The organism is Planktophila turicensis (SeqCode), assembly GCF_965234405.1.
Taxonomy (GTDB): domain Bacteria; phylum Actinomycetota; class Actinomycetes; order Nanopelagicales; family Nanopelagicaceae; genus Planktophila; species Planktophila turicensis.
Genome location: NZ_OZ248346.1, coordinates 897497 through 922948 on the forward strand (window position 1 = coordinate 897497; position 25452 = coordinate 922948).

The 25452-nt window shown below is 48.9% G+C and carries 23 protein-coding genes; all 23 read right to left on the bottom strand.

Features of this window, described 5'->3' with window-relative positions:
* Position 1 precedes the first annotated feature (1 nt).
* The 23 genes from dapB to AC8GFK_RS04710 all read right to left on the bottom strand — a co-directional run bounded on the left by dapB (position 2) and on the right by AC8GFK_RS04710 (position 25443).
* Positions 2–742 (bottom strand): 4-hydroxy-tetrahydrodipicolinate reductase, encoded by a 741-nt coding sequence (dapB, locus tag AC8GFK_RS04600; protein ID WP_506624846.1) that lies wholly within the window; start codon positions 740–742, stop codon positions 2–4.
* Complete coding sequence (locus AC8GFK_RS04605) at positions 739–2016, bottom strand: M16 family metallopeptidase (protein WP_506624847.1); 1278 nt, start codon at positions 2014–2016, stop codon at positions 739–741. The genes dapB and AC8GFK_RS04605 overlap by 4 nt, the downstream gene beginning before the upstream one ends.
* 4 nt (positions 2017–2020) lie before the next feature.
* Positions 2021–4222 carry a polyribonucleotide nucleotidyltransferase gene (locus tag AC8GFK_RS04610; RefSeq protein WP_095673731.1) on the bottom strand — a complete coding sequence of 734 codons (2202 nt, stop codon included), beginning with the start codon at positions 4220–4222 and terminating at the stop codon, positions 2021–2023.
* A 198-nt stretch (positions 4223–4420) separates the two neighbouring features.
* Positions 4421–4690: a 30S ribosomal protein S15 gene (rpsO, locus tag AC8GFK_RS04615; protein ID WP_095673732.1), complete on the bottom strand. Its 270-nt coding sequence runs from the start codon at positions 4688–4690 to the stop codon at positions 4421–4423.
* Positions 4691–4824: 134 nt separating this feature from the next.
* Positions 4825–5712, bottom strand: a complete 888-nt coding sequence (locus tag AC8GFK_RS04620) for a bifunctional riboflavin kinase/FAD synthetase (protein WP_506624848.1) — start codon at positions 5710–5712, stop codon at positions 4825–4827.
* Between the two features lie 18 nt (positions 5713–5730).
* The gene (gene truB, locus AC8GFK_RS04625) at positions 5731–6609 is read right to left on the bottom strand and encodes a tRNA pseudouridine(55) synthase TruB (RefSeq protein ID WP_506624849.1); all 879 of its coding nucleotides are present in this window, start codon (positions 6607–6609) and stop codon (positions 5731–5733) included.
* Positions 6610–6614: 5 nt separating this feature from the next.
* A complete protein-coding gene (gene rbfA / locus AC8GFK_RS04630) occupies positions 6615–7046 on the bottom strand; it encodes a 30S ribosome-binding factor RbfA (RefSeq protein ID WP_506624850.1) in 432 nt (143 codons plus the stop codon).
* Between the two features lie 2 nt (positions 7047–7048).
* On the bottom strand, positions 7049–9751 hold the full coding sequence (gene infB, locus AC8GFK_RS04635) for a translation initiation factor IF-2 (protein WP_506624851.1): 2703 nt from the start codon (positions 9749–9751) through the stop codon (positions 7049–7051).
* A 191-nt stretch (positions 9752–9942) separates the two neighbouring features.
* On the bottom strand, positions 9943–10920 hold the full coding sequence (nusA, locus tag AC8GFK_RS04640) for a transcription termination factor NusA (RefSeq protein WP_506624852.1): 978 nt from the start codon (positions 10918–10920) through the stop codon (positions 9943–9945).
* Positions 10920–11396, bottom strand: a complete 477-nt coding sequence (rimP, locus tag AC8GFK_RS04645) for a ribosome maturation factor RimP (RefSeq protein ID WP_506624853.1) — start codon at positions 11394–11396, stop codon at positions 10920–10922. The genes nusA and rimP overlap by 1 nt, the downstream gene beginning before the upstream one ends.
* Positions 11397–11443: 47 nt before the next feature.
* Complete coding sequence (locus AC8GFK_RS04650) at positions 11444–12223, bottom strand: sulfite exporter TauE/SafE family protein (RefSeq protein WP_506624854.1); 780 nt, start codon at positions 12221–12223, stop codon at positions 11444–11446.
* On the bottom strand, positions 12223–13956 hold the full coding sequence (locus tag AC8GFK_RS04655; protein ID WP_506624855.1) for a proline--tRNA ligase: 1734 nt from the start codon (positions 13954–13956) through the stop codon (positions 12223–12225). The genes AC8GFK_RS04650 and AC8GFK_RS04655 overlap by 1 nt, the downstream gene beginning before the upstream one ends.
* Positions 13957–13977: 21 nt before the next feature.
* Positions 13978–15129 (bottom strand): flavodoxin-dependent (E)-4-hydroxy-3-methylbut-2-enyl-diphosphate synthase, encoded by a 1152-nt coding sequence (gene ispG, locus AC8GFK_RS04660; RefSeq protein ID WP_506624856.1) that lies wholly within the window; start codon positions 15127–15129, stop codon positions 13978–13980.
* Between the two features lie 21 nt (positions 15130–15150).
* Positions 15151–16290: a M50 family metallopeptidase gene (locus tag AC8GFK_RS04665; RefSeq protein WP_506624857.1), complete on the bottom strand. Its 1140-nt coding sequence runs from the start codon at positions 16288–16290 to the stop codon at positions 15151–15153.
* On the bottom strand, positions 16290–17435 hold the full coding sequence (dxr, locus tag AC8GFK_RS04670; RefSeq protein WP_506624858.1) for a 1-deoxy-D-xylulose-5-phosphate reductoisomerase: 1146 nt from the start codon (positions 17433–17435) through the stop codon (positions 16290–16292). The genes AC8GFK_RS04665 and dxr overlap by 1 nt, the downstream gene beginning before the upstream one ends.
* A complete protein-coding gene (locus tag AC8GFK_RS04675) occupies positions 17432–18226 on the bottom strand; it encodes an ABC transporter permease (RefSeq protein WP_095673744.1) in 795 nt (264 codons plus the stop codon). Before AC8GFK_RS04675 ends, dxr begins: the two co-directional genes overlap by 4 nt.
* Positions 18223–19071: an ABC transporter permease gene (locus tag AC8GFK_RS04680; RefSeq protein ID WP_506624859.1), complete on the bottom strand. Its 849-nt coding sequence runs from the start codon at positions 19069–19071 to the stop codon at positions 18223–18225. Before AC8GFK_RS04680 ends, AC8GFK_RS04675 begins: the two co-directional genes overlap by 4 nt.
* Positions 19072–19081: 10 nt before the next feature.
* Positions 19082–20233 carry an ABC transporter ATP-binding protein gene (locus tag AC8GFK_RS04685; RefSeq protein ID WP_506624860.1) on the bottom strand — a complete coding sequence of 384 codons (1152 nt, stop codon included), beginning with the start codon at positions 20231–20233 and terminating at the stop codon, positions 19082–19084.
* Positions 20234–21403 carry an ABC transporter substrate-binding protein gene (locus AC8GFK_RS04690; RefSeq protein WP_506624861.1) on the bottom strand — a complete coding sequence of 390 codons (1170 nt, stop codon included), beginning with the start codon at positions 21401–21403 and terminating at the stop codon, positions 20234–20236.
* Positions 21404–21533: 130 nt separating this feature from the next.
* On the bottom strand, positions 21534–22961 hold the full coding sequence (locus AC8GFK_RS04695) for a gamma-aminobutyraldehyde dehydrogenase (RefSeq protein ID WP_506624862.1): 1428 nt from the start codon (positions 22959–22961) through the stop codon (positions 21534–21536).
* A 3-nt stretch (positions 22962–22964) separates the two neighbouring features.
* Positions 22965–23444: a DinB family protein gene (locus AC8GFK_RS04700; RefSeq protein ID WP_506624863.1), complete on the bottom strand. Its 480-nt coding sequence runs from the start codon at positions 23442–23444 to the stop codon at positions 22965–22967.
* A gap of 14 nt (positions 23445–23458) precedes the next feature.
* Complete coding sequence (rlmN, locus tag AC8GFK_RS04705) at positions 23459–24586, bottom strand: dual-specificity RNA methyltransferase RlmN (protein ID WP_506624864.1); 1128 nt, start codon at positions 24584–24586, stop codon at positions 23459–23461.
* Positions 24583–25443 carry a phosphatidate cytidylyltransferase gene (locus tag AC8GFK_RS04710; protein ID WP_095673751.1) on the bottom strand — a complete coding sequence of 287 codons (861 nt, stop codon included), beginning with the start codon at positions 25441–25443 and terminating at the stop codon, positions 24583–24585. Before AC8GFK_RS04710 ends, rlmN begins: the two co-directional genes overlap by 4 nt.
* Positions 25444–25452: the final 9 nt, after the last annotated feature.

Here is a 25452-nt window from a genome sequence, read left to right on the forward strand (position 1 = left end):
CTTAACCCTCCATAAAGTTTTCCAGGCCGAATGTCAGCCCTGGATGAGTAACAACCTGACGAACACCAAGAAGAACTCCTGGCATGAAACCAACTCGGTCAATTGAGTCGTGACGAATGGTGAGTGTTTCACCGATTCCGCCGAGCAGAACTTCTTGGTGTGCAACTAATCCACGAAGTCGGACAGAGTGAACTGGAATATCCCCCACTGTTGCACCGCGTGCGCCGTCGAGCGATGATGATGTTGCATCTGGCATCTGAGCAAGACCTGCCTCTTTACGAGACTTCGCCATGAGTTCTGCTGTACGAGCCGCGGTTCCAGATGGAGCGTCGACCTTATTTGGGTGGTGAAGTTCAATAATTTCTGCAGATTCAAAGTACTTAGCTGCCTTAGTCGCGAACTCCATCATCAGAACTGCGCCGATAGCGAAGTTAGGGGCAATCAAGACTCCGGACTTAGATGAAGCAAGCAGGCTCTTAATCTTTGCGATGCGAGCATCATCGAAACCAGTTGTTCCAATAACCGCGTTGATGTTGTTGGCAATGAGAAATTCGAGGTTGGCCATTACTGAATCTGGAGTCGTGAAATCAACGACTACCTGTGCGCCATTGGCAACAAGTGCGTCTAGTGAATCACCAAGATCGAGCGCAGCAACGAGTTCGAGATCAGTCGCATCAGTAACTGCCTTAACAACTTCTGAACCCATGCGGCCACGTGCACCGAGTACGCCTACTTTGATCATTTCTGGAGCACCTTTTCAAATTTTGATTCGTTCTTAAATGGACCGACAAGAGCAAGGGTAGGCGTTTTCACCAAGAACTCGCTGGCAATTTCGCGGATGTCTTCAGCGCTTACGCGAGAAATAGCTTTGAGGATGTCATCAAAATCCATGACCTGGCCGTAAACGATTTCATTCTTGCCGATTCGGCTCATGCGAGAGCCGGTATCTTCTTGGCTCAAGACGAGTGAGCCACGGACTGCGCCCTTAGCGCGCTCAATCTCTTCATGAGTCATTCCATTATCTGCAACGTCTGATAAAACACTGCGGATGATTTCGACAACTTCGATTGCCTTTGTTGGATTGCAACCGGCATAGAAACCAAGAACTCCAGAACCTGCGAACTGTTGCGCATAGGCGTAGACAGAATAGGCAAGGCCGCGCTTTTCGCGGATTTCCTGGAACAAGCGCGATGACATTCCGCCACCGAGAGCTGCAGAGAGAACGCCCATAGAGAAACGACGATCATCGGCGCGAGCAACGCCTTCCATGCCATAGAACATGTGGGCTTGTTCGCTCTTCTTGTACATCAGCCCAACTGATTGCTGCTTGGAATTCTTGACCAGAGTATTAGGACGAACAACTGGTGCAGCAAGGACATCGAGGAAGTTATCGCGAGAAAGAGCTTCTTCAACCATAGCAACGACGCGCTTATGTTTGATATTTCCTGCAACAGCAACAACGAGATCCTGAGGCAGGTACTTCTTCTTGTAATAGTTAAAGACTGTATTTCGAGACATGCCGTTGATGGAGTTAATTGTGCCCAGAATAGGGCGACCAATTGGTGTGTCACCGTAATAAGTATCGCTAAAGAGATCGTGCACGAGATCGCTTGGATCGTCATCGCGCATCGCAATCTCTTCTAGGACAACCTTGCGTTCAGCATCCACATCGAGGGCTGTAACGATGGATGAAGTGATGAGGTCGCTAACGACCTCAATCGCCATCGGAAGATCGGTATCAATGACGCGTGCGTAGAAGCAGGTGTACTCCTTCGAGGTGAAGGCATTCATCTCGCCGCCAACAGATTCGATAGAAGATGAAATCTCTAGCGCTGTTCGGCTGGTTGTTCCTTTGAAGAGAAGGTGCTCTAAAAAGTGAGAAGCACCAGCTGTTGCCGGTGCTTCATCACGTGAACCTACATTGACCCAGATTCCCACAGCAGCGCTGCGCACTGACGGAACTTCTTCCGTAACAATGCGCAGGCCACTTGAGTGAACTGAGCGTTTGACTGACATCTACTTATTCAGCAGCTGGAGTCGTTCCATCTTCGAGAACTGGAACCAAAGAGAGCTTGCCCTTTGGATCAATCTCGCCGATTTCTACCTGAATCTTGTCGCCAACCTTCATGACATCTTCAAGGTTTTCAATGCGCTTTCCACCATGCATCTTGCGAATCTGAGATACGTGGAGCAAGCCATCTTTACCTGGCATCAATGACACAAACGCACCGAATGTCGCGAGCTTTACGACTGTACCGAGGTAGCGCTCTCCGACTTCTGGCATCTGTGGGTTAGCAATTGCATTGATCTGTGCGCGAGCTGCTTCAGCTGAAGGTCCATCGGTTGCACCGATGTAGATAGTTCCATCATCTTCAATTGAGATATCTGCGCCAGTTTCATCTTGAATCTGGTTGATGATCTTGCCCTTAGGACCGATTACTGCACCGATCTGATCGACAGGAATCTTTACAGAGATGATGCGTGGAGCGTATTGGCTCATCTCATCAGGAGTATCGATTGCTTCGTTCATGACATCGAGAATCGCAAGACGCGCTTCCTTCGCCTGGTGAAGTGCGCCAGCAAGAACTGATGCAGGGATTCCATCGAGCTTTGTATCGAGCTGAAGAGCTGTAACGAAGTCCTTTGTTCCTGCGACCTTAAAGTCCATATCTCCGAATGCATCTTCTGCACCGAGGATATCTGTAAGAGCAACGTATTCAACCTTGCCATCGACATCATCAGAGATGAGACCCATTGCAATACCTGCAACAGGAGCCTTAAGAGGCACGCCTGCTTGAAGCATTGAAAGTGTTGATGCACAGACAGATCCCATTGATGTTGATCCATTTGAACCAAGTGCTTCAGAGACCTGACGGATTGCGTAAGGGAACTCTTCGCGAGTTGGAAGTACTGGGATAAGTGCGCGCTCAGCAAGTGCACCATGACCGATTTCGCGGCGCTTAGGTGTACCAACACGACCTGTTTCACCAGTTGAATATGGTGGGAAGTTGTAGTTGTGCATATAGCGCTTTGATGTGTCAGGGCTCATTGTGTCGAGCTGCTGTTCCATCTTGAGCATATTAAGAGTTGTAATTCCGAGAATCTGTGTCTCTCCACGTTCGAAGATTGCAGAACCGTGAACGCGTGGAATTACTTCTACTTCAGCTGACAAGGCACGGATGTCGCGGAGTCCACGGCCATCGATACGGATCTTGTCGCGAAGTACGCGCTGACGTACAAGCTTCTTTGTGAGTGAGCGGAACGCTGCAGGAACTTCCTTTTCACGGCCTTCGAAGGCAGCTGAAACTGATTCCTTTGTTGAAGCTGAGATTTCGTCAATCTTAGTTTCGCGCTCTTGCTTACCTGAAATTGTGAGTGCCTTTGCAAGATCATCCTTTGCAGCCTTTTCAACTGCTGCAAATACATCATCCTGGTAATCAAGGAACACTGGGAAGTCAGCTGTTGGCTTTGCAGCAACTGCTGCAAGCTTTGACTGTGCTTCGCAGAGAATGCGAATAAATGGCTTTGCAGCATCAAGACCCTGCGCAACGATCTCTTCTGTTGGAGCCTTAGCGCCTTCAGCAATGAGTCCGATTGTGCGAGTTGTTGCTTCTGCTTCAACCATCATAATTGCAACATCGTCAGCTGTTACGCGACCTGCTACGACCATATCGAAAACAGCGTTCTCGACCTGTGAATGGTTAGGGAATGCAACCCACTGGCCGTCGATTAGTGCAACACGTACACCACCAATTGGACCAGAGAATGGAAGACCTGCGAGCTGTGTAGACATTGAAGCTGCGTTGATCGCAATCACGTCGTACATGTGATCTGGATCGAGCGCCATTACTGTCACAACGATCTGAACTTCGTTACGAAGTCCCTTAATAAATGATGGGCGCAATGGGCGGTCGATCAAACGGCAAGTAAGAATTGCCTCTTCTGATGGACGACCTTCGCGACGGAAGAATGAACCAGGAATCTTGCCGATGGCATACATCTTCTCTTCAACATCCACTGTGAGTGGGAAGAAGTCGAATTGATCCTTAGGTGTCTTTGATGCTGTTGTTGCCGAGAAGATCATTGTCTGATCATCGAGATAAACAGCTGCAGCTCCTGCTGCTTGCTTAGCGAGGCGTCCTGTTTCGAACTTGATCTCGCGCTTTCCGAACTTTCCGTTATCGATAACGGCTACTGCTGATTTTACGTCTTGACCCTCCATAGGGCGCTCCTTTAATTAAGTCAGCGCACCACATAAGGCAAATGAATCTTCGATCGAAGTCCACGAAATTATTTTCTGAATCAGCATTTCGTGAGCCACTACCGAGGACCATTTATCCTCGTGGGCGCTGATGCTCCAGTCAGGCCTCCGTATGAGGCCCAACTTTCCTACCAAGTACTACTTATTAACTTTTAAAAATTAACGGCGAATTCCGAGCTTCTCGATAATTGCGCGATAACGATTGATATCTGTCTTTGCGAGGTACTGAAGAATGCGGCGACGCTGACCTACGAGCAACAAGAGGCCACGACGGTTGTGGTGGTCATGCGGGTTGGTCTTGAGGTGAGTTGTGATGTCTTCGATTCGACGTGACAAAAGTGCGACCTGAGCTTCAGGGCTTCCTGTATCAGTAGCTGATGATCCGTACTTTGCAATGATTTCTTTCTTAACTTCTGGTGTTAACGCCATTTTTATTTCCTTTTCATTCAGTCATTCTGACCAGGAGGCCATCCGGTTGTACTCTCGGATGATCGACAATCTCGTTGGACAAGCTGAAGTTTACCTGCGGGCTGTGGATAAGTGAAATTGAGGCGGGATTACGCCTATTTCTCGGTCAATTCGCGAGCTTTATCGCAATCTTTCTTCATCTGTACAAGAAGTTCATCGAGACCATCGAATTTGAGAGTTGGACGTAAATACCAACCAAATTCAATCGATGCGTTCTTGTCATAAAGGTCGAGGCCCTGTTGATCGAGTGCATATGCCTCTACTTGTCGCCCGCGCTCACCTTCAAATGTTGGATTGGTGCCGATTGAAATAGCTGCAGGCCAGAAGTTAATTCCGACAGTGAGCCAGCCTGCATATACGCCATCGGCAGGAATTGTTTGACCATCAATCTTTCCAAGGTTGGCAGTTGGGTATCCAATTTCACGCCCGCGCTTTTCTCCATGAACCACAACCCCATCGAGGCGATGAGGGCGAGATAAGAGTTCGCGAGCTTCTTCAACTTTGCCTTCGATGACAAGCTTTCGGATACGTGAAGAGGAGATGACTTCTGTATCAGCTTTGAGCTCTTGCACATCTACGGAGAAGTTGTGTGCAGTTCCAGATTCAATAAGTGAATCTATATTTCCCGCAGCTTTATGGCCGTAGGTGAAGTTCTTGCCCACAATGACCGTGCTGGCATGAAGCTGATTGACCAAAACTGTCTGTACGAAATCTTCGGGTGACATCGCTGCGAATTTCTCGTTGAACTTCATGACGGCAACTTGATCAGCGTTATGAATCTTTAAGAGTTCTACGCGATCAGCCAACGTCGTGAGCATTGTTGGAGCGCGATCTGGTGCAAAGACTGTGGTGGGGTGCGGGTCAAATGTCAGGGCGATAATTGAGCGCCCATCGGCTATCTCTTTGGCGCGATTGAGCAGAAGTTGATGGCCCTTGTGGACGCCATCAAAAACGCCAATTACGACGACGCTGGTCTCGCTCATGTTCGAATCTTGCCTTACCTAGTTCGCCGCCGCAAAAACCGCAATGGGTTTCGCCTTGCCGCCTTCATCTTTCAGAAGCGCAATGAGTCGATTATCTGGTGAAAGTGCGGCGTTGATTACAGTATTTCCATTTTCGGAAAGCGGTCGCCCGAATGAAAGTTCCTGAACTTCTTCCAAGCTCAATTCGCGTGGGGTAAATGTTGTGCGCGCTACGTCGGCGAGGTTGAGAGCTGTGAACTTCTGCGCCTTGAGGTCTTCAAAGCTACATGCATCTTTTTCAGTAAAACTTGCAACGCGGGTACGGCGCAGAGCGCTGAGGTGTCCCCCGACACCGAGAGATTCGCCGAGGTCGCGAGCAATCGCGCGTATAAATGTGCCTGCAGAGCAGGTGACTTCAATATCGACTTCTGTGGTGACTTCGAGGTGACGCACCGCAAGAATGTCGAGCTGAGTAATGGTGACGTTACGTGCTTCAAGTTCGAATTTTTCACCCGCGCGCACGCGATCGTAGGCACGCTCTCCCCCGACCTTTACGGCAGAGACAGATGAAGGACGTTGTGCGATTGTTCCAATCATTGCCTTAAGAATCTTTTCAATATCTGAATCTAAAACCTTCGATGCATCAGCAGAGGCGATTACTTCGCCTTCTTTATCATCGGTGATTGTTGATGCGCCAAGAACTACGGTTGCTATATAGGACTTATCGCCATCCGTGATGTATTGCAGTAAACGAGTTCCGTTGCCAAAGCCAAGTACAAGGATTCCGGTGGCCATCGGATCAAGAGTGCCCGCATGTCCTACTTTGCGTGTGCCGAGTGCTTTGCGACCCACGGCCACAACATCGTGGCTAGTCATTCCGCCAGCTTTATCGACGACTAAGAATCCGTCAGTTATCAAGAGTTTTATTCTTCTTCGATGACACGTGGGACTTTGTAAGGATCCTCAACGACAGGCTTAGCATTTTCGCGAGCCTTAGCAACCTCTGCATCGAGAAGATGAACTCGTTCAAGGAGTGAATCAAGCGCCTTTGCAGATTCTGGAAGACCATCGAGGATAAATTCAAGTGATGGGGTAATGCGAGTTCCCAAATCCTTGCCGACAGCGCTACGAATAACGCCCTTTGCAGATTCGAGAGCCGCAGCAGTTGCAGCACGCTCATCTTCATCACCAAGAACGGTGTAGAAGATAGAGGCGTTCTGGAGATCTCCAGTAACGCGCGCATCGGTAACAGTGACAAAGCCAAGACGCGGATCTTTGATCTTTGTCTCGAGCAGCTGTGCCACTACTACCTTGATGCGGTCTGCAACCTTATGGCTGCGGTGTGAAGTTCCCATGGTTATGCGCGCTTCTTCTCGCGCATCTCGAATACCTGAATGATGTCTCCAACTTGAAGATCAGCACCCTTGCCTACGCCGATACCGCACTCAAAGCCTTCCTTGACTTCAGTTGCATCATCTTTAAAGCGCTTGAGGGATTCGATAGTGACATCTTCTGCAAGTACTGCTCCGTTACGCAATACACGTCCCTTTGCATTACGGCGGATGATTCCGTCAGTAACGATAGATCCAGCAATTGTTCCGACCTTTGAAGATTTGAAGAGATCGCGAACTTCTGCGTTACCGAGAATAACCTCTTCGTACTCAGGCTTAAGGAGACCCTTAAGTGAGAGCTCGATTTCTTCGATTGCGTTATAGATAACAGAGTAGAAGCGAACTTCAACGCCTTCTTGATCGGCGAAGATTGCTGTCTGTGGTTCAGGCTTAACGTTGAAGCCGATCACAACAGCAGTCGATGCTGATGCAAGAGTGATATCGCTCTTGGTAATTGCGCCTACGCCGCGGTGAATAACACGGAGGTCAACTTCTGCTCCGACATCGAGCTGCATAAGTGCATCTTCGAGGGCTTCAACAGAACCTGAAACGTCACCCTTGAGGATGAGGTTAAGTGTTGAAATCTTGGACTGCTCCATGAAGTCTTCGAGAGAAACCTTCTTGCGAGCCTTAGCCAATTGTGCATTACGTTCTGCAGCCTGACGCTTCTCGGCGATCTGGCGTGCGGTGCGGTCATCTTCTGCAACGAGGAATGTATCTCCAGCGTTTGGAACAGATGTGAAACCGAGAACCTGTACAGGACGTGATGGACCAGCTTCTTCAACATTTGCACCGTGCTCATCGAGCATTGCACGTACGCGACCGAATGAACCACCGGCGACGATTGCATCACCAATCTTCAAAGTTCCGCGTTGTACTAGAACAGTTGCAACTGGACCGCGACCACGATCGAGGTGCGCTTCAATAGCAACACCACGAGCATCATCGGCAGCAATCGCGCGAAGATCGATAGCAGCATCTGCTGTGAGGAGAATTGAGTCGATAAGTGCATCGACGCCTTCGCCCTTCTTTGCAGAAACGTTTACGAAGATTGTGTCTCCGCCATACTCTTCAGCGATCAAGTTGTACTCGGTCAATTGCTGGCGGACCTTATCCGGGTTCGCGCCTTCCTTATCAACCTTGTTCACTGCGACAACGATTGGAACATCAGCAGCTTGAGCGTGGTTAAGCGCTTCAATTGTCTGAGGCATGATGCCGTCGTCGGCAGCAACTACGAGTACTGCAATATCTGTGACCTTTGCACCACGGGCACGCATCGCTGTAAACGCTTCGTGGCCCGGTGTATCGATAAAGGTGATTGCGCGGTTAACGCCATCGTGGTCGTGGTGAATTTGGTAAGCACCGATGTGCTGAGTAATTCCACCCGCTTCGCCCTTAATTACTTCAGTCTTACGGATTGCATCGAGAAGAGATGTCTTACCGTGATCGACGTGACCCATGACAGTAACAACTGGTGGGCGTGCGACGAGATCATCAGGGTTCATATCTTCGAGCTCTTGAGCTAGATCGATATCGAAGTCCTGGAGAAGTTCACGATCTTCATCTTCAGGTGAAACGATTTCAATCTGGTACTTAAGCTGCGCACCGAGAATTTCGAAGGTATCGGCATCCACTGATTGCGTTGCAGTAACCATTTCACCAAGGTGGAATAGCGCTGATACGAGTGCTGCTGGATCTGCACCAATCTTTTCAGCGAAATCTGCAAGGGATGCACCGCGGCGCATACGAATCTTTGTCTTTCCATCACCGTGAGGAATAACTGCTCCACCCAGTTGTGGTGCTTGCATATTGTCGAATTCTTCGCGCAGCGCCTTACGTGACTTCTGCTTACGCTTTGAAGATTTACTTGCATTCTTTCCGAACGCACCTGCTGTACCGCCACGACCTGGGCCGCGATTAGGACCGCCACCACCTGGACGTTGTGGACCACCGGCTGCTCCACCTGCGCCCGGTGCACCTTGTGAACGGTACGGACCTGATGATGGTGCTCCACCTGTACGAGGTGGGTAATTTCCTGTCCCTGTTCCAGCACCTGCTGGTCGAGGTGCACCAGGACGTGCTGCAAAACCTGGACGTACAGAACCTGGACGCGCTCCCGCCATTCCTGGACGAGGTGCACCTGGGCGTTGTGCTGGTGGACGTGGAACTGCGCCACCTGCGGAGAAAGGATTATTTCCTGGACGAGGTGGGCGTGGAACTGCGCCACCAGTAGAGAATGGATTGTTACCAGGACGCGGTGCAGCTGGAGTTGCTGGCGTTGCACCTGGCGCTGGAGTTGATTCAGCAGATGCTGCTTCACTTGCTGCAGCCTTTGCTTCTTCTTGCGCAACCTTTTCAGCATCGCGTGATGCCTTAAGAGCTGCAAGATCAACGCCGAGTTCTGCTGCGAGTTCTGCTGCTAATTCTGGATTTACTTCGGCAGTCTTCTTTGAGGCAGCGGTCTTCTTTGCTGCTGCTTTCTTGACTGGCTTTTTCTCTTCAACTGGCTTTGCATCTGGATAGAGCGCAACTAACTTGCGAACTACTGGTGCTTCAACTGTTGATGATGCTGATCGGACGAATTCGCCCATTTCTTGGAGCTTTGCAAGGACTTCCTTGCTCTCCATACCGAGTTGTTTTGCCAACTCATGTACGCGGACCTTTGACACATTTCTCCTGTCTTGGCCCGCATAAATTCTTGTGGGATGCGAGCCCTAGTTGTTCGACCTCATGATGTAAACGAGCTCATTTGAGTTTCATATCTTTCGCATCCATTTCGTTAATTACGCCGCACTTACGTGCCAGCGTGATGGGGTAAGTCTATCGAAAGAGGGGGAAATTCCCTATTTCGTGCGGGGCTTTATGCGGTTGGCGCCGGGGTATCTGGGTGGATATCGATACGCCAGCCAGTAAGGCGTGCAGCAAGACGGGCATTCTGTCCATCTTTTCCGATTGCAAGTGAAAGTTGGTAATCAGGAACGACAACCTTCGCTGAACGTGAAAGTTCATCAACGACGGTCACGCTTGTTACCTTTGCAGGAGCTAGAGCATGTGCAACATATTTTGCTGGATCTTCATCGTAATCAACGATGTCAATCTTCTCGCCGTTGAGTTCATCCATCACTGCGCGAGAACGTGCACCGAGTGGACCGATGAGTGAGCCCTTGGGTGAAACACCTGCGCGAAGAGAACGCACTGCAATCTTGGTGCGATGGCCCGCTTCACGAGACACACCCATGATTTCAACGATTCCATCTTTGATTTCAGGAACTTCGAGTGCAAAGAGTTGCTTCACAAGTCCTGGGTGGCTTCGAGACAACATGATTTCAGGACCCTTAAGCCCTTGCTTAACTTCAACAACAAAACACTTGATGCGTTCGCCGTGTGTGTACACCTCGCCGGGAACTTGTTCTTGTGGTGGAATCTTTCCTTCGATGCGGCCAAGGTTGACGTGAATCATCTTGGGATCGCGACCCTGTTGAATAATTCCCGAAATAACATCGCCTACAGAAGTTGTGAACTCGCCGACGATTTCAGCATCGTTAGTTGCACGCATCTGCTGCTTAATGGTCTGACGAGCAGTTGATGTTGCCATGCGATCAAAACCTTCGACCTCGAGCACATCTTCGCTGACGCGTTCTCCGAGTTCGTTAAATGTTGGAACGAAGATCTGGATATCACCGGTTTCGCGATCGAGTTGAACGCGCGCATAGCGATTTGGTTCTGGAGTTTCGGTGTAAGCGGTAAGTACTGCAGCCTCGATCATTTGAATCAATTGCTCGAGTGGCATTCCCTTAGCCTCAGTGAGCTGAATGAGCGCTGAGATATCGACGCCCATTACTTATCTCCATCCTTGCGATTAAATTCAATTTCTACTTGTGCGCGCTTGATATTCGCAAGAGAGATAGTGACTTCCTTGGTCTCTTTCTTCTCTGCCACCGTGAGCGTTACATCGGTATCGGTATTAGAAAGAATGCGACCTGTAACAACAACGCCGTCAGTCTGGGTGACCTTCAGAAGGCGGTCATTGTTCTTTGCAAAGTGACGTGGAAGCGTAAGCGGACGATCAATTCCGGGTGAGGTAACTTCGAGGGTGAATGGAGTCTCTCCCATAAAGGTAGCTTCATCAAGAAGTTCGGAGACAAGCTTTGAGGCGACAGTGACTTGATCAAGATTGAGGGCGCTCTCGCCATCGACAATTACAGTGACGATGCGGTGCTGTCCAGGTGAAACGATATTTACATCTTCGAGGAAGTATCCAGCTTGCTGTAGCGCTGGCGTAATGTGTTCAGAAACTTGGTCTTTCAGAGCCATGGTTATGTCCTATTCGATTGTTATTCAGTTGTTGAGCAAGTGTAATTTTACTCGAAGTAGAGCGAGTATCCAAGTCGCAAGATGAGTAGCGCAGTCACGATGAGATAGAAGATTCGGACAAAACCCGAACCCTTCTTAAGCGCCATATGAGAACCTGCATATCCCCCAGCCAAGTTAGCGATACCCATAACCAAGCCAAGCTTCCACATGACTCCGATGGTTAAACCCACCACAATGATTGAAGCCAAGTTCGTGGTCGCATTTACTACCTTGGCGATTGCTGAAGCTCCGACAAAGGCAAAACCCATGATGGCAACGAGTGCAATCATCAACATGGTGCCCGTACCTGGACCAATCAATCCGTCGTAGAAACCAATAATGACAGCTGCGATGGCACCGATGGACATCAACTTTCGTGGCGCATACTTTTCGACGTGGTTCTTGCCGAGTTCAGGTTTGACCAAGGTATAGATAAAGATCGCAATCATGATGAAGAAGATTGAGCTCTTATAACTTTCAGATGAGATTCTCGAAGCCAAGTGCGCACCGATTGCCGCCCCAATGAATGCTGGAAAGACCATCGCAAGCAGTAAACGGGGATCTGTCTTGATGGATTTACGATATTTAATTGCTGCTGTTGTTGTTCCGAAGAATGCTGCAGTCTTTGATGTTGCAACGACTTCAACAGGGTTGCGATCAGGAAATGAGAGCAACATTGCAGGAGTCTGGATAAGTCCTCCCCCGCCTGCGATGGCATCGACAAAGCCGGCGGTGAACATGGCAAGCCCTAGGAGAGCGAGATTAATCGCGGTGAGATTTTCGAGCATTAGCTCAGCGTTGGAAGGAGCGCTGCAATCGAATCGACGGCAGAAGCCACAGCAACCTCTGACTTTTCACCGCTCTTGCGAACTCGAACTTCAACATTTCCTTGTTCAAGTGCTTTACCGACAACAACGATTACTGGAATACCGATTAGCTCGGCATCCTTGAATTTAACGCCTGGGCTCGTTCCGCGACGGTCATCAATCATGACGCTGATTCCGCGTGATTCAAGATCGGCTGAAATCTTCTCGGCAGTTTCAAAGACTGCATCGTCTTTGCCAGTTGCAACAACGTGAACTTTTGCAGGTGCGACTTCGACTGGCCACGAAAGACCGATTTCGTCGTAGCTCTGTTCAGCGATAGCTGCGACTGCGCGTGAAACACCGATGCCGTAAGAGCCCATTGTCACTACCTGAGACTTACCGTTCTGATCAAGAACTGTAAGGCCTAGTGCATCTGCATATTTGCGACCAAGCTGGAAGATGTGGCCGATTTCGATTGCGCGATCAATGATGACTGGGGTTGCACACTTTGGACATGCATCGCCTTGTTTGATCTGCGCTGCTTCGATGTAGTGATCGACTTCGAAGTCACGGCCATTAACAACATTGCGCGCATGCTTATCTTTAGCGTTTGCACCTGTTACCCATGAAGTACCTGGTGCAATACGTGGATCTGCATAAACAGTAATGCCATTCTTCTTTGCATCCTGTGGTCCGATGTAACCCTTGACGAGTCCTGGGAACTTGGCGAAATCTGGTTCTTCAAATACGCGGATGTCATTGACGCCAGCAAGGTTCGCCTGCAGGCGCTTGAGATCTACTTCGCGATCTCCTGGAACAAGAACAGAGATTGGAGTTTCATCAGCCATCAACATGACGTTCTTAAGAGTCATTCCTCCGTCGTATCCCCCGCCAAACTTTGCATTAAGGAGTTCTACGAGAGTGTCGATAGTGGGAGTATTTGGTGAGTCAAAGACTTCAAGAGCTGCAATACCTGACGCATCACTTGGTGCAACGACAGTTGTCATGGCTTCAACGTTTGCGGCATAGCCACACTTTTCGCAGAGAACGTAGGTGTCTTCGCCTGTTTCACAAGGAGCTAAGAACTCTTCGGAAGCAGATCCACCCATTGCACCTGATACAGCGCTAACGATGTTGTACTTCATGCGAAGGCGATCAAAAGTTTTGATGTAGGCAGCGCGATGGCGCATATAGGACTCGACGAGACCTTCATCGGTAAGGTCGAATGAGTAAGAATCCTTCATGACGAATTCACGGCCGCGGATGATTCCAGAACGTGGGCGCGCTTCATCGCGATACTTTGTTTGGATTTGATAGAGAGCAAGAGGCAGATCTTTATAAGAGGAGTACTCGCCCTTGACCATGAGCGTAAACATCTCTTCGTGAGTTGGTCCTAGAAGATAGTCAGCGCCCTTGCGATCTTGGAGGCGGAAAAGGTCTGGGCCGTAATCGTTCCAACGACCAGTTGTTTCGTAAGCATCTTTTGGAAGAAGCGCTGGAAAGTGAACTTCTTGGAAACCAGCTTTATCCATTTCATCGCGAACAATGTTCTCGATATTGCGAAGAGTGATGACGCCCAGCGGTAGCCATGAGTAAACACCTGCAGCGATACGGCGAATGTATCCAGCGCGAACTAAGAGGCGATGGCTAGGAACTTCAGCATCTGCTGGGTCATCGCGGAGCGTGCGTAAGAAAAGTGTGGACATTCGCAACATATCGCGAACCCTACCTGACTATTACGAAGTTGTGACGGAAGGTTCTCCTGATGGAACGCCTGCGGCTTCCATCTCTTCAGCAAGACGCATAGCTTCTTCGATAAGTGTTTCAACAATCTGCGCTTCAGGCACAGTCTTGATGACTTCACCCTTAACAAAGATCTGACCCTTACCGTTTCCGGATGCAACACCGAGATCAGCCTCGCGCGCTTCGCCAGGACCATTTACAACGCAACCCATTACGGCAACGCGAAGAGGAACTGTCATTCCTTGAAGTCCCGCCTGAACCTTTTCAGCGAGTGTGTAGACATCTACTTGTGCGCGTCCGCATGAAGGGCAAGAAACAATTTCAAGTTTACGTTGACGCAAGTTAAGGGATTCAAGAATTGAGATTCCGACCTTCACTTCTTCAACAGGTGGTGCTGAAAGTGAGACGCGGATTGTGTCGCCGATACCTTCTGCAAGAAGGATTCCAAACGCTGTCGCAGATTTGATCGTTCCTTGGAAAATTGGACCAGCTTCAGTGACGCCAAGGTGCAATGGGTAATCGCACTTTGCCGCAAGGATGCGGTAGGCGTTCACCATTGTTACTGGGTCGTGATGCTTTACTGAAATCTTGATATTGCTAAAACCGTGCTCTTCAAAGAGGGAAGCTTCCCAGAGAGCAGACTCTGCAAGTGCTTCAGGAGTTGCCTTGCCGTACTTCTTAAGAAGTCGTGGATCGAGTGATCCTGCGTTTACTCCGATACGGATTGGAATGCCTGCATCTCCTGCAGCCTTAGCAACTTCTTTAACCTTGTCATCGAACTGCTTGATGTTGCCTGGGTTTACTCGAACAGCGGCGCATCCGGCATCGATTGCAGCGAAGATGTACTTAGGCTGGAAGTGAATATCTGCAATAACAGGAATCTGTGACTTCTTAGCGATCTGCGCAAGCGCATCTGCATCATCTTGAGAAGGAACAGCAACGCGAACGATCTGGCAACCAGAGGCTGTGAGTTCTGCGATCTGTTGCAAAGTTGCATTGACATCAGATGTAAGTGTTGTACACATTGATTGAACGCTGACCGGTGAATCAGAACCTACGCCGACTCCGCCCACATTGAGCTGCCGTGTCTTGCGACGTGGGTGCAGCGTAGGAGGTGGAGCACTTGGAATTCCGAGATCAACCATGAGCCGTATTCTGCCTTATCTCTACAAATTGAGCGAGACGGGATTGAAAATGTCGGCAATGAGCAGAATTACAGTGAGAACTGCAAGAACTGCGAAGACGCCCATCGTTAGTGGTGTGAGCACATTGACATCAATTGCAGCTGGTCGTGGTCGACCACGAAGACGGGCAAAGAACGCACGAATCGCATCAGCGATTGCTACTGCCATATGGCCACCGTCGAGAGGTAAAAGTGGCAAGAGATTGAAGAGGCCAACAAAGATATTGAGGCTTGCAACAAGAAGTAAGAATGTTCCAAAACGTTCAGTGCTATCGAGTTTCTGACTTCCGACTGCTTCACCTGATACACGAGCGGCACCGACGACGCCAACTAATCCATTTGGATCACGCTCTTCATCACCAAAAGTCTGTCGAATCAGTTGTGGGACTTTGGTAGGAAGAGCGACAAGCGCCTTCGCAGATTCACGGGTCAGTACCCCTGTTGCTCGAGCAGAGTCCTTTATTGAAGTGACGAAACCTTCACGCTTGGTTCCGACCTTTGTTACGACGCCAAGCACGTAACGTTTTTCAGATTCTAGATATGTAGGTGCGGCTGTTAAAAAGATTTCTTTGCCATCACGAAGAACTGTAAATGAAAGTTCTTTGCCTTTTGACTCTCTGATGGCACTGGAATCTTCATACCAATTAGTGACTTTCTTGCCTTCTACTTCAACGATCTTGTCTCCTGGTTGAAATCCTGCTGCAGCTGCTGCTGAATTTGGAGAGACTTGAGTGATATCAGAGAGAAGTGCGTTAACGCCCACGCCAAAGAGAATTGAGAAGATCAGTAAGAATCCAATAACGAAGTGTGCAAATGAACCTGCTCCAAGAACAATAAGTTTTTGAAGAGTTGATGCCCCGTAGAAGGCGCGAGATTCCTCGCCAGCAGGCATCTCATCACGTGGAGTCATTCCTTCGATGCGGCAATAACCGCCTGCTGGAATTGCTTTGATACCGAATTCAGTTTCACCGCGAGTGAAAGACCAGATGCGCTTACCGAAGCCCAAGAAGAATTCTGTGACCTTCATTCCGAATCTCTTTGCAGTCAGATAATGGCCGAATTCGTGGACCATAACGGATAAGAGAAGTGCGATAACAAATGCCAGGGTTCCGAGAAGTTTCATTAACCGACCTTCTTCAATAGATCATGAGCAGTACGTCGCGCATCATTCTCGATGGCACTGACATCAGCTAGATCCCGAATCTTTCCAGTGTGAGAGCTACGAAGGGCTTCGACTACCTGGCTCACAGTCTTAACAATCTCTGTGAACTTAATCTGTCCCTCGACAAATGCCTGAACGGCTACTTCATTCGATGCATTAAAGATTGCCGGAAGCGATCCCCCAGTAGTTCCGCATTCGCGTGCAAGTGCCACGGATGGGAAGCGAGATTCATCAATCGGTGAGAAGTTCCATGTATGTGAAGAGGTCCAATCAATCGGAGTCGTCGCACCTGGTACTCGATGTGGATATGAGAGCGCCAAAGAGATTGGCCCCTTCATATTCGGAGGTGAACCTTGCGCAATGGTTGAACCATCTACGAATTCGACCATTGAATGCACAACCGACTGCGGGTGAATAACGGCTTCGATACGTGAGTAAGGAATACCAAAGAGATAGTGCGCCTCGATTATTTCAAGACCTTTATTCATAAGAGTTGCTGAGTTAATTGTGACTACCGGTCCCATAACCCACGTTGGATGTGCGAGTGCTTCTTGCACAGTTACGCTCGATAATTCCGCGCGATCTCTAAATGGGCCTCCACTTGCAGTAAGAATCAGCTTCGAGATTTCAGACTTCTTCTCACCAATTAGTGCCTGCCAAATAGCTGAATGTTCAGAGTCAACAGGAAGAAGTTGATCTTCCTTTGCGCGAGCAATAACGAGGTCGCCACCAGCGACAAGCGATTCCTTATTAGCTAGCGCCACACGATTATCGGCATCGAGTGCCGCAAGGGTAGGAGCCAGGCCGATAGATCCTGTGATTCCATTAAGAACTACATCGCAAGAAATAGCTGCGATTTCTGTTGAAGCATCAGGTCCATCAATTACTTCGACGCCAGGCAGAGCTTGGCGAATAACATCGGCGTTCTTGGTAACACCAACTACTTTGACCTTGAACTTCTTCGCCTGCTCAATCAAAAGTTCTGGGTTACTGCCTGCTGCAGTAATGGCAACAACGCTAAAGAGCGTTGGATTTGCTTCAACTATTTCTAGAGCCTGAACTCCGATGGAACCTGTGGAACCCAGAATGACGAGTTCGCGCGTCATGAAACTTTGCGCTTGCGTCCTACAAATTGTCCGATGATGACAATGGCAAGAGCTAAAAAGAACATCGCAGAACCAATGACGTTGGCCTGTGCGGGGATTCCGCGAGCTGCAGATGTGTAGACAAACTTAGGGAAGGTTGTCATGGTGCCTGAGTTGAAGTTTGTAATAATGAAGTCATCGAATGACAAGCTAAAAGCCAAGAGTGCAGCAGCTGCAATTCCAGGAGCAACGAGTGGCAAAGTCACTCGGCGGAATGTTTCGCGCTCGTTGGCGTAGAGATCCATCGCTGCTTGTTCAAGGCGTGGATCTAGGCTGGCAATACGCGCCTTTACGGTGACTACAACAAATGAGATACAGAAGAGAACATGTGCAATCACTGTTGGCCAGAAGCCTGGGTTGATTTTAAAGACCAAAAAGAGTGAGAGAAGGGATGCACCCAGAACGATTTCTGGTGTCGCCATCGGCAAGAAGATAAGGATGTTAGTTGTTGAACGTCCCTTAAATTTATGGCGACCAAGTGCAAAAGCAATCATGGTGCCGAGAATTGTTGAGAAGAGCGTTGCAAGGAAGCCAATCTTGATTGAATTTCCAAGCGCACTACAGACTTCAGGTGCACCGCATGGGTTCTGCCAATTGGAAAGAGTAAAACCCTTCCAGACTAGGTTGCTTTTGCCTGAGTCGTTAAATGAGAATGCAAATGTGTAAGCAACCGGAATGAAGAGATATGTGAATGCCACAACTGCATAAACGCGGATGAGATTGCGACCGAACCAGCGAGAGATTTGCTTCATACGAGCTCCTCGGTTCCGGCCTTACGGACATAGACGGTGACAAGAATAAGGATTGCTGCCATGAGCGTGAACGAGAGCGCTGCAGCCGTTGGGTAATCAACAATTTTGAAGTAACGAGATTCGATGACGTTTCCGAGCATCTTTGTCTGCGGGCTACCCAAGATTGCAGCGTTGACGTAATCGCCCGCTGCAGGGATAAAAGTGAGAAGAGTTCCCGCAACCACACCTGGCATTGAAAGCGGCAAAGTTACTTTGCGGAAAGTAGTAAATCCGTTTGCGTAGAGATCACCCGATGCTTCAAGGGTACGTGGATCAATACGGTCGATTGATGCGTAAAGCGGAAGAGTCATAAATGGCAAGAAGTTGTAGGTCATACCTGCAACAACTGCGAATGCGCTAGAAGTAAGCGTTGTACTTTCCGAGATGATTCCGAAGGTTCGTAGGGTTGGAACTACAAAGCCTTCTTCTCCAAGAATCTGCTTCCATGCAATAGTGCGGAGTAAGAATGAAGTAAAGAACGGTGCAACAACGAGAACCAACATAAGGTTCTTGAGCTTGCCGCCCTTAAATGCAATCGCATAAGCAAGTGGGTACGCAATTGCTAGCGCTAAAACTGTGGCGATTGTCGCGTACAGAAATGAGCGACCAAATTGCTCTTTATTTTCAATGAAGGCATCGATGTAATTCTGGAAACGGAAAGTCTGTTCGTACTGCCCTGTATCTCCCCCACCAACCGGAGTCTGTGTTGAAGTTTGTGCCAGGTTAAAGAGTGGAAGAAGGAAGAAGGTGAAGAGAAATCCCATTCCTGGGATCAGTAAGAGATAAGGAGTACTTATCTTCTTCATTAGACCGATGTCATTCTTCGTCAAGATCCTCATCAGGGTTTACTTCAGTACCTGCTTCAGCATCTTCATCTCCGCGAAGACCAAAGGTGAAGATTGGTTCCCAAGAAATGTTGACGGATTCGCCCACGCTAAATGGTGCAACGCCATCATCATTTTGTTCGAAGACCATGAGCTCTTGTCCCCACGGCATCATTACTTGGTACTGAGTTGAAACACCGATGTATGAGACATCTTCAACTTTTCCACCCGTAAGAACGTTGCCTGATGTCGCTGTTTCAAGACGCGAAATACGGAACTTTTCAGGGCGGATGCCTGCATAAATTGAGTTATCTACTGCATGTGAACGATTCTTCTGCAATGAAATCTTCTGTCCGAAGAGATCGATAACCTGGTTTGCGCCATCGTTTCCGGTGACAGTTCCCTTAATAAGGTTTGACTGGCCCAAGAAGTTAGCAACAAATGCTGTCTCGGGATTGTCATAGAGATCAGCAGGTGAACCCATCTGTTCAATCTCGCCCTCGTTCATAACAGCGATGGTGTCAGCCATAGTCATGGCTTCTTCCTGATCGTGAGTTACGTGAACGAATGTGAGGCCAACTTCTTTCTGGATCCACTTGAGTTCAATCTGCATCTGACGACGAAGCTTGAGATCGAGTGCGCCAAGTGGCTCATCAAGAAGCAAGAGCGCTGGGCGGTTAACAATTGCGCGAGCAAGTGCGATGCGCTGCTGTTGACCGCCTGAAAGTTGTGTTGGTTTGCGTTGTGCAAGGTGAGGTAGCTCTACAAGATCAAGCGCCTTATTGACTGCACTATCTACATCTTTGATTCCGCGACGGCGAAGACCGAATGCGATATTTTCAAAGATTGTCAGGTGCGGAAAGAGCGCGTAATTCTGAAAGACAGTATTGATTGGACGCTGATACGGCTTTGTATCCGTAATATCTGTTGCGCCTAATGAGATGCTGCCTTTAGTTGGTTCTTCAAGCCCTGCAATCATTCGCAGCGTTGTTGTCTTGCCGCATCCTGAAGGTCCAAGCAATGCAAAGAATGAACCTTCAGGAATGACAAGCGACAAATCATTTACAGCTGTGAAATCACCATATGACTTGGTGACATTGCTGAGCTTGAGATCCCCGCGTGCAGAGATAGCCTTTTCTGACACTTAGTTGCCGGCAGCCTTCTGGAAGGCTTCAGTCCAAGTTGTCTCTTCTGTTGGTGTGAGTGAACGGAAGACAGAGAGGTTTGCCATTGTCTTCGCACTTGGGAAGATGAATTCGCTAGATGCTAGATCTGGATCGATCTTCTCCATCTCAGCCTGTGCACCCTTAACTGGGCAGACGTAGTTAACGTATGCAGCTACTTCAGCAGCAACAGCTGGCTCGTAGTAGTAGTTAATAAGCTTTTCAGCGTTGACCTTTGCTTCAGCGGTAACTGTTGAAGGAATCATCATGTTATCGCCTGAGATTGTTCCGCCTGATTCTGGGATTGCGAAGTCGAACTTACCTTCGTTTTCAGACTTCAAGATGAACATATCGCCAGACCAACCAATAACAGCAGTTGCATCCCCTGATGTGAGGTCTTCTGCATATTCGTTGCCCTTAACTCCGCGGATCCATCCATCAGAAATCTTCTTCGCAAGGAAGTCGACAGCGTTCATAAACTGATCTTCAGTAACAGTTGAAAGGTTTACGCCTTGTGAGCGAAGAATGATTCCGACGGTGTCGCGCATTTCAGAGAGAACAACAATCTTTCCCTTATTTGCTGGAGAGAAGAGATCTTCGAGTGTGCGGATTCCCTTTGGATTCTTTGCAGTGTTCCAACCGAATCCACCCATGATGCCCTGCCATGTAAGTGTGCTTTCGCGCTTTGCATCAAATGATGGGCTTGCAAGTGTGTCGAGAATGTTTACAGCGTTAGGAACATTTGCTGCATCAAACTTCTGTGCGTATCCAAGACGGATCCAACGTGATGCCATCCAGTCTGTTGGGCAGACTAGGTCGTAACCAATATCTTTTCCAAGCTTGAGTTGTGCCTGAACTTTTCCGAAGAACTCATCGTTATCGTTGTAATCTTCGAAGTACTTAACATCAATGCCAGTCTCTTTTGTAAATGCTTCAAGAGTTGGGTACTTCTTACCTGAGTCATCAACATCGAGGTATAGAGGCCAGTTGCCCCAACGAACTGCATTAGAAGAGTCAGAGCCTCCTCCGATTCCGCATGAAGCGAGCGCACCAACGCCTGCAACTGCGCCTGCGCCTGCAAGAACTGCACGACGTGAAACGTGTGAATTAAGAATTGAACGTGCTTCTGGAGATAGTGGGTTCTTAGCCATGACGAGGGCTCCTTTTATGTGCCGGAATAAGGGACGGTTGTGCAGGGCTCATTATGTAGCCCTTTTGAGCGTGAGCCAAACCTAAATCGAGGTTAATTTCAGAGGATTTAGGTCTAGCCCCTGATGTCAGTTACCCGTTGAGGTTGGTCATGACGTGCTTGATACGGGTGTAATCCTCAAAGCCGTAATTGGAGAGATCCTTGCCGTATCCGCTTCGCTTAAATCCACCGTGAGGCATTTCAGCGACGATTGGGATGTGGGTATTAATCCAGACGCAGCCGAAGTCAAAGGCCTTAGACATACGCATCGCGCGGCCATGGTCCTTGGTCCAGACTGAAGATGCCAAGCCGTAGTCGACCCCGTTGGCCATCGCCACAGCCTCAGCTTCATCCTTGAACTTTTGGATAGTGATGACTGGTCCGAAGATTTCAGATTGAATCAATTCATCTGACTGCTTCAAATCTGCAATGACAGTGGGTGCCACAAAGTAGCCAGGGCGATTAGTTGGCTGTCCGCCAGAAACGATGCGCGCATGTGATGGCGTGCGAGAGATAAATCCTGAGACGCGCTCAAATTGAGAAGCATTGTTGACTGGTCCAACGATGACATCTTCATCTGGCATACCCATACCGATGTGGTTCGTTGCCTGATCAGCAAGTAACTTCACCATCTCTTCGTAGACACCTTCTTGAACAAGAACGCGAGTAGCTGCTGTGCAATCTTGACCAGAGTTGAAGAATCCAGCGACTGCAATTCCTTCAGCGGCTGCCTGAAGGTCAGCATCATTAAAGACAACCACAGGTGCCTTGCCACCGAGTTCAAGGTGTACGCGCTTGAGTGATTTCGATGCAGCAGATGCAACTTCCATACCTGCGCGCACTGAACCTGTTACTGAAACCATCGCAGGTGTTGCATGATCAACGAGAGCTGCACCAGTTTCACGTTCTCCGGCGATGACGTTGATTACACCATCAGGAAGAAATTCGCCCATGATCTGTGCCATAAAAAGTGTTGATACAGGTGTTGTATCTGAAGGCTTGAGAACAACTGTGTTTCCTGCAGCGATTGCTGGAGCCCACTTCCATACAGCCATCATCATTGGATAGTTCCACGGTGTTACCTGTGCACAGACGCCAATTGGTTCGCGGCGGATATATGAAGTCATTCCGTGCATATATTCACCAGCTGAGCGACCTTCAAGGTTTCGAGCAGCGCCTGCAAAGAAGCGAATCTGATCAACCATCGGAGGCATTTCTTCAGATGCAGTAAGGCTCTTTGGCTTTCCGCAGTTCTCGGACTCCAAGTTAACGAATTCATCTGCACGAGCTTCGATGGCATCGGCAATCTTCAACAGCGCACGCTGACGTTCGGAAGGAGTTGAGTCGCGCCATCCTGGAAACGCATCACTGGCAGCCTTCATCGCCTTATCAATATCTGCAGCGCTCGACTTAGGAGCAGTAGCAAAAGCTTCGCCAGTTGATGGGTTAATCAGGGTTGTAGTTTCACCTGATGCTCCATCGACTGATTTACCGTTGATGAAATTCTGTAGCTTCTTCACCTTTTATGCCTGACCCTTCGTAGCGCGAACCATCTGATCACCGTGATCGTATGGGTGTTTTGTATAAGTCTCGAGCCAGCGAGCGACTGTGTACTTGCCCGCCTCTGTATGCATGCCAAACTTTTCTAGATCGCTCTCAGTCAATCGCTTCACTAAATCCAAAGATGCTGCACGCACTGCCGCATACACAGCAATCGAATTCGCAACATCGCCATCAACATAAGCAAGCTTTGGTTCATTTGCCCAAGCGGCCTCGTCGTACCCCTGAATTACAGAACCTTCAGGTTCTGCAACCAATCGACGTAAGCGTGCATATGACTGCGCCTCAGAATCTGCCATGTGATGAATACATTGACGTGCAGACCATTCGTTCTCGGCATGTACATCCAATAAATCTGGAGTTACAGCGCGAGCTAAGTTAAGAAAATACTGTGAGGCTGCTTCATATGCTGCAGCTGCTTCCTTCAAATCCACGGATGTCATGGAAGTGATACTAGTTAAATCTTTTCCTTTTCACTAGCAGCCAACTGCCCGCATGCTCCGTCGATTTCACGACCACGGGTATCGCGCACAGTTACTGGGACTCCGTAGCCTTCGAGAATTCGAACGAATTCAGCTTCATCTTCTCGACGTGATGCTGTCCACTTAGATCCGGGAGTTGGATTGAGCGGAATCAAGTTGACATGGGCATTGCGATTTTTGAGCAATCGCCCCAGCAAATCTGAGCGCCAGGATTGATCGTTAATGTCGCGAATAAGTGCATACTCGATTGAATATCGACGACCAGTCTTCTTTTCATAAGCATCTGCGGCAGCCAAGACTTCACGGACTTTAAAACGATTGTTGATTGGAACTAGGCTGTCGCGGAGTTCGTCATCTGGAGTGTGGAGTGAAACTGCGAGCGTGCAGTTAATGCCTTCATCCATCAACTTCTCAATTCCATTGACGAGTCCAACAGTTGAAACTACAACTGAGCGAGCTGAGATACCAAGACCATCTGGATTTGGATCGGTGATGTTATGAAGTGTTCGAACAACCGCGTTGTAGTTAGCAAGCGGTTCGCCCATTCCCATAAAGACGATGTTAGAAAGTCGTGTAGGTCCGCCAGGCATTTCACCATTTGCGCATGCGCGAGCTGCCGCAACAATCTGATCGGTGATTTCTGCCGCTGAAAGGTTTCGTGTAAGTCCCGCTTGCCCTGTTGCGCAGAAAGGGCAGTTCATTCCGCAGCCTGCTTGAGAAGAAATGCAAACTGTTGTGCGATCTGAGTAGCGCATAAGGACGGATTCAACGAGAACTCCATCGTGTAACTTCCAGAGATCTTTACGAGTCATGCCGCCATCTGTTGTGCGAGTGGTAACAAGTTCAATCATCTTTGGAGTAAGTGCATCGGCGATTGCTTGGCGCTCTGCCGCAGGAATATCAGTCCAGTCATCTGGGTTATTTGAAAGATGAGAGAAGTAGTGAGTTGCTACTTGGGCTGCGCGGAAAGGTTGGAAGCCGAGTTCTTTTGCAAATGCTTTACGTTCTGCAGGACCGAAGTCAGCAAGGTGTTTAGGAGCTTTCTTGCGCTGAACAGGTTCATCAAAAACTAATTTGAGTTCGGTTGGACGTTCTGTTGTCATAACAAACCTGAATCCTGTGCGCGACGCACGATTTCGAGAGCGAGCCACAGGGCTGGAGCTGCGAAGAGAACTGAATCAAGGCGATCCATGATGCCGCCGTGGCCAGGAAGTAAGTTGCCCATATCTTTAATTGCCATATCGCGTTTGAGCGCAGATTCGATGAGATCGCCGGCAGTAGCCGTAAAGACAGTGACGAGTCCTGCAATCGCACCCAACCACCAATCAGAATCCATGATGAAGTGGAAGGCAAGGGATCCACCGATGACGGTGAAAACAAGTGAGCCGACTAAGCCTTCGATAGTTTTCTTTGGGCTGATCTTTGGAGCAAGCGGGTGCTTACCGAAGAGAACTCCGGTCAAATACGCAAACGTGTCATTGCATCCAACGAGAACAACAAGTGTCATGACCCGAGCCAAGCCATTAGATGGACGGGCAAGAAGAATCAGGAAGCCTGCAAGAAATGGAAGATAGATAAGAGCAAGGGCAGAAGCGGATGCGGTTCCAACGAAACCTTCGGTTCCGCGAGGAAGAAGAAGGACAAGTAAACAAGGGAAAGCGATTGCTGTTGCAACAGAAAGCCCAGAGACTCCCCCGAACCATGCAGCAGCAGAAAGTGCCACAGCTGCTGTGGTTAAGGACCACTGCGGGATATCGATCTTTGTTGTTGTCAGCGCGTGATGGAGTTCGCGGATTCCTAGAATGACAGCAATTGTTACAAGGCCAGCAAAGATAACTCTGTAGCTTGCCAACGAGAACCAGACCAACGAAATCAGAAAGAGACTGACGCCAATTGAAGGCAGAAGCTTGCGACCTGCGCGCTTATTAATCGCCTCGTTGATCGAATGTAGGTCTGACACAGTGGGTGG

Bases quoted from the DNA above. Each gene is read 5' to 3' on its own strand.
- AC8GFK_RS04655 (WP_506624855.1), bottom strand. From the start codon at position 13,956: ATGTTGCGAATGTCCACACTTTTCTTACGCACGCTCCGCGATGACCCA.
- AC8GFK_RS04680 (WP_506624859.1), bottom strand. From the start codon at position 19,071: ATGAAGAAGATAAGTACTCCTTATCTCTTACTGATCCCAGGAATGGGA.
- dxr (WP_506624858.1), bottom strand. From the start codon at position 17,435: ATGACGCGCGAACTCGTCATTCTGGGTTCCACAGGTTCCATCGGAGTT.
- ispG (WP_506624856.1), bottom strand. From the start codon at position 15,129: ATGGTTGATCTCGGAATTCCAAGTGCTCCACCTCCTACGCTGCACCCA.
- AC8GFK_RS04620 (WP_506624848.1), bottom strand. From the start codon at position 5,712: ATGAGCGAGACCAGCGTCGTCGTAATTGGCGTTTTTGATGGCGTCCAC.
- AC8GFK_RS04665 (WP_506624857.1), bottom strand. From the start codon at position 16,290: ATGAAACTTCTCGGAACCCTGGCATTTGTTATCGCACTTCTCTTATCC.
- rbfA (WP_506624850.1), bottom strand. From the start codon at position 7,046: ATGGGAACTTCACACCGCAGCCATAAGGTTGCAGACCGCATCAAGGTA.
- rlmN (WP_506624864.1), bottom strand. From the start codon at position 24,586: ATGACAACAGAACGTCCAACCGAACTCAAATTAGTTTTTGATGAACCT.
- AC8GFK_RS04650 (WP_506624854.1), bottom strand. From the start codon at position 12,223: ATGCTCGAAAATCTCACCGCGATTAATCTCGCTCTCCTAGGGCTTGCC.
- rpsO (WP_095673732.1), bottom strand. From the start codon at position 4,690: ATGGCGTTAACACCAGAAGTTAAGAAAGAAATCATTGCAAAGTACGGA.
- AC8GFK_RS04675 (WP_095673744.1), bottom strand. From the start codon at position 18,226: ATGAAGCAAATCTCTCGCTGGTTCGGTCGCAATCTCATCCGCGTTTAT.
- AC8GFK_RS04605 (WP_506624847.1), bottom strand. From the start codon at position 2,016: ATGTCAGTCAAACGCTCAGTTCACTCAAGTGGCCTGCGCATTGTTACG.
- nusA (WP_506624852.1), bottom strand. From the start codon at position 10,920: ATGGGCGTCGATATCTCAGCGCTCATTCAGCTCACTGAGGCTAAGGGA.
- AC8GFK_RS04610 (WP_095673731.1), bottom strand. From the start codon at position 4,222: ATGGAGGGTCAAGACGTAAAATCAGCAGTAGCCGTTATCGATAACGGA.
- dapB (WP_506624846.1), bottom strand. From the start codon at position 742: ATGATCAAAGTAGGCGTACTCGGTGCACGTGGCCGCATGGGTTCAGAA.
- AC8GFK_RS04700 (WP_506624863.1), bottom strand. From the start codon at position 23,444: ATGACATCCGTGGATTTGAAGGAAGCAGCTGCAGCATATGAAGCAGCC.
- AC8GFK_RS04690 (WP_506624861.1), bottom strand. From the start codon at position 21,403: ATGGCTAAGAACCCACTATCTCCAGAAGCACGTTCAATTCTTAATTCA.
- rimP (WP_506624853.1), bottom strand. From the start codon at position 11,396: ATGGCTCTGAAAGACCAAGTTTCTGAACACATTACGCCAGCGCTACAG.